Origin of the sequence: Kribbella sp., from assembly GCF_035687465.1 — a bacterium.
Taxonomy (GTDB): domain Bacteria; phylum Actinomycetota; class Actinomycetes; order Propionibacteriales; family Kribbellaceae; genus Kribbella.
Genome location: NZ_DASRXP010000308.1, coordinates 1 through 5,951, shown reverse-complemented (window position 1 = coordinate 5,951; position 5,951 = coordinate 1). Strand labels below are relative to the sequence as shown.

Annotated in this window: 6 protein-coding genes and 1 pseudogene; 5 read left to right on the top strand and 2 right to left on the bottom strand. The window is 68.5% G+C overall.

The annotated features are described in order from the left end of the window. Positions 1 to 476: pseudogene (locus VFG33_RS15515) on the top strand (MFS transporter); the annotation flags it as partial. After that, positions 452 to 703 (top strand): hypothetical protein, encoded by a 252-nt coding sequence (locus tag VFG33_RS15510; protein WP_325053561.1) that lies wholly within the window; start codon positions 452 to 454, stop codon positions 701 to 703. The pseudogene VFG33_RS15515 and the gene VFG33_RS15510, both read left to right, overlap by 25 nt. Here the strand turns inward: VFG33_RS15510 and VFG33_RS15505 are convergent. Continuing rightward, entirely contained in the window at positions 690 to 1,523 is an 834-nt protein-coding gene (locus VFG33_RS15505) for an AraC family transcriptional regulator (protein ID WP_325053560.1), read from the bottom strand. The two genes, VFG33_RS15510 and VFG33_RS15505, sit on opposite strands and share 14 nt — an antisense overlap. A 54-nt stretch (positions 1,524 to 1,577) precedes the next feature. On the opposite strand from VFG33_RS15505, the gene VFG33_RS15500 reads away from it, so the two are divergent. The 3 genes from VFG33_RS15500 (at position 1,578) to VFG33_RS15490 (ending at position 4,453) form a co-directional block, all read left to right on the top strand. Beyond that, entirely contained in the window at positions 1,578 to 2,075 is a 498-nt protein-coding gene (locus VFG33_RS15500) for a VOC family protein (protein WP_325053559.1), read from the top strand. A 75-nt stretch (positions 2,076 to 2,150) separates the two neighbouring features. Next, complete coding sequence (locus VFG33_RS15495) at positions 2,151 to 2,885, top strand: class I SAM-dependent methyltransferase (protein WP_325026949.1); 735 nt, start codon at positions 2,151 to 2,153, stop codon at positions 2,883 to 2,885. A gap of 275 nt (positions 2,886 to 3,160) precedes the next feature. Then, on the top strand, positions 3,161 to 4,453 hold the full coding sequence (locus VFG33_RS15490; protein WP_325026947.1) for an adenylosuccinate synthase: 1,293 nt from the start codon (positions 3,161 to 3,163) through the stop codon (positions 4,451 to 4,453). A 43-nt stretch (positions 4,454 to 4,496) separates the two neighbouring features. Here VFG33_RS15490 and VFG33_RS15485 read toward each other — a convergent pair. Next, positions 4,497 to 5,951: serine/threonine protein kinase (locus tag VFG33_RS15485; protein WP_325026945.1), on the bottom strand; the 1,455-nt coding region annotated here is incomplete at its 5' end.

Below are 5,951 nucleotides of genomic sequence, written 5' to 3'. Positions count from 1 at the left end.
AGGTCTCGGTGACGGCGTTCGCAGTCGGCCGGGGCACCCCGAGCCTGGCCGGGCCGCTCTACAGCATCACGAGTCTTGTCAGCATGGCAGCCGGAATCGCCTATGGCGCAAGGCGTTGGCGACTGGCCGAGCCGACGCAGTACGTCGTAGTACTGGCTGTGCTGAGTGTGACGACCGTGCCACTGCTCATGGTGAACACGCCGCTTGCACTGGGGATTGCGTTGGCGCTGCCCGGTCTTGCGCTCGCGCCGTTCCAGGTGTTGTCCGCAGTACTGACCGAGGCCCGGGTGGAGCCTGCAGTACTCACCCAAGCCTTCACCTGGTTGAACTCCGGCAGCGCGGCTGGCATAGCGCTGGGTGCTGCCTTCGCCGGCCGGGCTGTGGACTCCGGCGGTCCGCAGTACGGCTTCCTGCTGGCCTCGCTGGCCACGGTCTTCGCCACCGCGATGGCGTGCCTGGTGCGACGATCCAGATAAAGCTGGTGATTGCAGCCAACCAGTTCGGCGCCAAGCCGCATCTAACCCTCGTCGCGATCGGGGATCGAGCCACCCAGGCGTCCGCGCTCCAGCAGTTGGGCGACCTGTTCCTGGCGGCCGGCCGGCGCCCGGACGCCGCCGCCCGCTGGCGCCAGGCCCTCACCATCCTCGAAGACCTCGGCGACCCAGCCGCCGCTGACCTCCGCACTCGCCTCAGCGGTAGGTGATCTGGCGTTCGGCCTGGGTTCGGGTGGCGTATTCGGCCGGGGTCAGGCCGATCTGGTCCTTGAACTCGCGGGAGAAGTGGGCCTGGTCGAAGTAGCCGAGGGCGAGGGCGAGGTCGGCCAGTTCGGCGGCCTCGCCGCGGGCCAGCAGCTCGGCGCCGTCGTGCAGGCGGTAGCGGCGCAGTACCCACTTGGGGCCGACGCCGACGTAGCGCCGGAACAGCCGCTGCAGCTTGCGGATCGGGATGTCGAACCGCTCGGTGAGCTGGTCCACCCGGGTCACCGAACGGTCCTCGGCCATCGCCGCGACGATCTCCCGGACCAGCTCGTACTGCGGGTCCGCGGCGACCAGGTGGTCCCGCAGGAAGGCCTCGACCACGGCGCGGCGGCGTACGTCGGAGTCCTCGGCGAAGACCAGGTCGGCCAGCCGGTCGGCATCGTCGAAGAGCTCGCGCAACGGCAGCACCTGGTCCCGGAACGACGCCACGTCCAGACCCGTGACCGCGCCGAACCCGCCGGCCCAGAACTTCACCCCGAAGACGCGGCCCCGGCCGACCAGTTCACGTTCGAACTTGCGGGTGCAGACGCCGTTGACGAAGGCGCCGCCTGGTTCCTCGAAGGTGATGTTCACGCTCGGGTAGGACAGCACCTCGGCGACGTACGGGGCCTGCAGATCCCACTCGACGATCCAGTACCACTCGACGAACCGGTCGATCCCGGGCCCGGCGGCGAGCCGGCTCAGGCTCCTGTGCCGGGCCTGCTCCTGCGGGTGCAGGATGCCCCGCTCATCGGTCGGCGGTGGTGGTCCCGGGTTGGTCGGCAAGGGGTGTCGCTTTCTTACAAGACCGGAAGGTCGGTGGGCCCGAAGACTGCTCGCATGACTTCGAACACGGCAGAAAACATCGTAAAGCCCGTCCCCGACGGTTATCACTCGCTCACCCCGTACCTGGCCGTCTCGGACGGGCCGAAGGCGATCGAGTTCTACCAGCAGGTGTTCGGGGCCGAGGTGATCAGCAGGCAGGACCTGCCGGACGGCCGGCTGGGTCAGGCGGAACTGAGGTTCGGCGACTCGATGCTCCAGCTCAGCAACGAGATGCCGCAGATCGGGCTGCGCGCGCCGAACAGCGAGTGGGTCCACTCCTCCCTGGTGCACTACGTGGAGGACGTCGACGCCACCTTCGCCCGGGCGATCGAGGCCGGCGCCCGGCAGGTCGAGCCGGTGTCCACCTTCATGACCGGCGACCGCTACGGCACGGTGATTGACCCGTTCGGGCACCGCTGGGCGATCATGACGAAGGTCGAGGACGTCTCCCGCGAAGAGGCGGACCGCCGGGTGAAGGAATGGCTCGCTTCGAACCCCGAGGGTCTCGACTGACCTTTCGGTAATGCCTTGGTGCGTCATCGGGCAAAGACTCCCCGATGGCGCCGGAATTCTGGTTATCGTCATTTGATGACGACCGACTGGAATTTGCTCGGGGTGGCCGAGAGCTACGAGGACTACGTCCCGGTTCGCGAACGCACCTTCGCCTGGTCGGCGCTGTTCGAGCAGGCAGGGCTGGGTGATCGGGATTGCCACCGGGTGCTCGACTACGGCGCCGGGACCGGCCGGGTCGCTGAGCAGATCCTTCGCAGCCACGACGTTTCGGTGATCGCCGCCGACCGGTCGCCGAGCATGCTGAAGGTCGCGCAGCACAAGCGGCAGGACCCCAGGATCTCCTACCAGACGATCGGTCCGGACCAGCGGGTCGACCTGCCCGACGGCGAACTGGATGCCGCGATCTCGTGTTTCGTCTTCGTCTGCATTCCGGAGACCGACACCATTCAGAGCATTGTCGAAGAGGTTTATCGGGTACTTCGTCCGGGCGCGACCTACGCGATGCTCGAGGTGAATCCGGATTCGGTCGGAGTGCCTTTCGAGCTCGGCCAGATGGGCCGGATGGGACGCGAGTACGCGGTGGGGGAGGCGATCGAGATGCGGCTGGCGAGACCGGATGCCGAACCGATGAGCATCCTCGACTATCACTGGCCGAAGGAGGTCCACCTCGACCGGCTGCGCAAGGCCGGGTTCCGCGACGTCGGGCTGGTGGATCCGACCCTGCCGACGGAGTACGACGGACCGGATGCGGACCGGTTGCAGGTGGAGCGCACCATGGCGCCGTACACGATCTATGTCGCCCGGAAGTAGCTTGCCGGCGGCCACGAAAGACCTGCGGACACAAGAAAGCGGCCCGCCGGAACCGTCCCCTGCGGCAGTTTCGGCGGGCCGCTGACTAAGAGTGTGCACGTGATCACGGAAATTGGCAACCCCGCCATCCGGTAGGCTTTGGCCGCAAGAGCCTGGATGCCCCGCCGAGTGAATATTCGGTGAACGTGTCCGGGCTTCACCATTCTCCCTGAGGATGCGGCCGGCTGCGCACGGCGTTCCGGAGCGCCAGCCGACGCGTGAAGAGGAGGGCTGAGATGCCCGCAATCGTGCTCGTCGGCGCCCAGTGGGGCGATGAGGGCAAAGGCAAGGCGACCGACCTGCTCGGCAACACCGGCGCCGAGATCGACTACGTGGTGAAGTTCAACGGCGGCAACAACGCCGGCCACACGGTGGTGATCGGTGCCGAGAAGTACGCGCTGCACCTGCTGCCGAGCGGGATCCTGACCCCCGGGGTCACCCCGGTGATCGGCAACGGGGTGGTGGTCGATCTCAACGTGCTGTTCGAGGAGCTCGACGCGCTGGATGCCCGTGGCGTCGACACCTCGCGGCTGGTGATCAGCGCCGGCGCGCACCTGATCCCGCCGTACAACCGGACCCTGGACAAGGTGACCGAGCGGTTCCTCGGCAGCCGCAAGATCGGCACCACGGGTCGCGGCATCGGTCCGACGTACGCGGACAAGATGAACCGGATCGGCATCCGGGTCCAGGACCTGTACGACGAGAAGATCCTCGAGCAGAAGGTCACCGGCGCGCTGGAACAGAAGAACCAGCTGCTGGTGAAGGTCTACAACCGCCGCGCGGTCGAGATCTCCGAGGTGATGGACGAGCTGCTCGGGCACGCCGAGCGCCTCCGCCCGATGGTCGCCGATACCGGGCTGCTGCTCGGCAAGGCGCTGGACGCGGGCAAGACCGTGCTGATGGAGGCGGGCCAGGCGACGCTGCTCGACGTCGACCACGGCACCTACCCGTTCGTCACGTCGTCCAACGCGATCTCCGCGGGCGCCTGCACCGGCTCCGGTATCCCGCCGACGCGGATCGACCGCGTGATGGCGGTCGTGAAGGCTTACACCACCCGGGTGGGCGAGGGCCCGTTCCCGACCGAACTGCTGGACGCCGACGGTGAGTGGCTCCGCCAGCAGGGCTTCGAGTTCGGTACGACGACCGGCCGCCCCCGCCGCTGCGGGTGGTACGACGCGGTCATCGCGCGGTACGCCGCCCGGGTGAACGGCGTCTCCGACTTCGTCCTCACCAAGCTGGACACCCTGACCGGGCGGGCGAAGATCCCGGTCTGCGTCGCGTACGACGTGAACGGGGTCCGGCACGAGGAGATGCCGATGACGCAGACCGAGTTCCACCACGCGGTCCCGGTGTACGAGGAGTACGACGGCTGGGACGAGGACATCACCGGCTGCCGAACCTTCGAGGACCTGCCGAAGAATGCCCAGACCTACGTCAAGGCGGTCGAGGCCCTCAGCGGCGCCCCGATCTCCGCCGTCGGCGTGGGCCCCGAACGCTCCCAGATCGTCATCCTCGACAACCGCATCTGACGCCTTCTCCTGAGCCCCCGCCGGACCGTCCTCGGCGGGGGTTTCAGCTGCCGATCAGGGGGAGGTCGCGGATGATCGGGTAGTTGCGGATGTCGCTGAGGCCCGGGTTGTTGGGGAGGTCGGGGGTGTTGATGGGGGTGCGGGCCCAGTTGGCCCCGCCGCCGTTGGTCGCGCTGGTGAAGGAGAGGGTTGCGCCGGCGAGCAGGACTGCGGCGACCAGGATGCTCAGCCAGGCGGGTCGGAACGCCCCTCGCACGGCGATCTTGGAACCGCGGCGCAGAGAGGTGCCGCCGGGGCCGATCCAGGCCATCAACAGTCCGGCGAGGCCGCCGGTGGCGAAGCCGACCGCGGAGAGAGGCTGCCAGTCGAGTCCCCGGGCGCTGGCGGCCATGGCGGAGACGATGCCGCCGACGATGAAGCCGACGATCACCGGCAGGATCAGGCAGAAGAGCGTGATGAGGCTGGCCGCGATCAGGTGGACAGGACTGGCCGCTGCGGCGACCAGGCCGTCCGCCTTGCCGCGACCGCCGCGGACCTGGCGCCGGCGCAGCAAAGCAGTGCTGCCGCGGTCGACCGTCCGGGCGACGATGATGAGCAAAGCCGCTACCAGCAGCCCGAAGCCCGGCGTCAGAGCCATCAGTCCAGCGAGAGCCAGCATCAGCGCCGCGAGCACGAGTGAGCGAGCGAACTGCTGGTTCGGCGAGGCAGGACCGTCGGCTTTGGCCGCCCGCTCGGGTTTCGGCGGCTTCCCAACCGGCCCGTACTGCGATGGCTGGCTGGGCGCCGGCTGGTAGGGCTGCGGATAAGACGGCTGGTACGGCGCTACGCCTTGGCCCGGGTAGTTCGCAGGCGATGCCGTGTAGCCCGCGAACGCCGGCCCGGCGGCCGGAGCGCCCTGGTAGGGAGTGCCTTCGTACGGAGTGCCCTGGTAGGGCGTGCCTTGGTAGGGCAAGGGCATCGCGGCGGGAGCAGCCGCAGCCGGCGTCGGGCTGTAAGTGGCGGGGTGGCTCGGGACGGGTTGGCCCGCGAGGTTCTGCGCCACCTGGTTCTTGGCCTTCTGCTGGGCGGCGACATCGCGCAACTTGTCCCGCAACGGCGCGAACGCCGACAGCGGCGGAATCACCGCCGGCACCAGGTGCGCGACCGCCGCCGGATCCATCTCACCAGCACCAACCCCGGCAGCGACGCCGTCCGGCATCAGGCGAGTCATCACAGCTGTGGGCGGATTGACGAGCGCAGTCGCCTTGGCAGCTTCCTCTGTCGCCGTGTGGGGATTCGGAACCAGCGCGTCCCGGCCCTCGGCGTACCGGTTGAGGCCGGCCATGATCTCTACCTGCGTAGGACGGTCGCGTCGGTTCGGTGCGAGGGCAGCGGCCAACAGCGGCTTCAGTCGGGGGTCGAGACCTTCGAGGTCGGCCTGGCCCTTGTGGACCCGATGCAGCACGACCTCGAACGGCCCCTTGCCGAATGGGCGTCGCCCGGTGGCCGCGTACGCGAC

Coding starts and splice junctions, on each gene's coding strand:
- VFG33_RS15500 (WP_325053559.1), top strand. CDS start 1,578: ATGACTTCGAACACGGCAGAAAACATCGTAAAGCCCGTCCCCGACGGT.
- VFG33_RS15495 (WP_325026949.1), top strand. CDS start 2,151: ATGACGACCGACTGGAATTTGCTCGGGGTGGCCGAGAGCTACGAGGAC.
- VFG33_RS15490 (WP_325026947.1), top strand. CDS start 3,161: ATGCCCGCAATCGTGCTCGTCGGCGCCCAGTGGGGCGATGAGGGCAAA.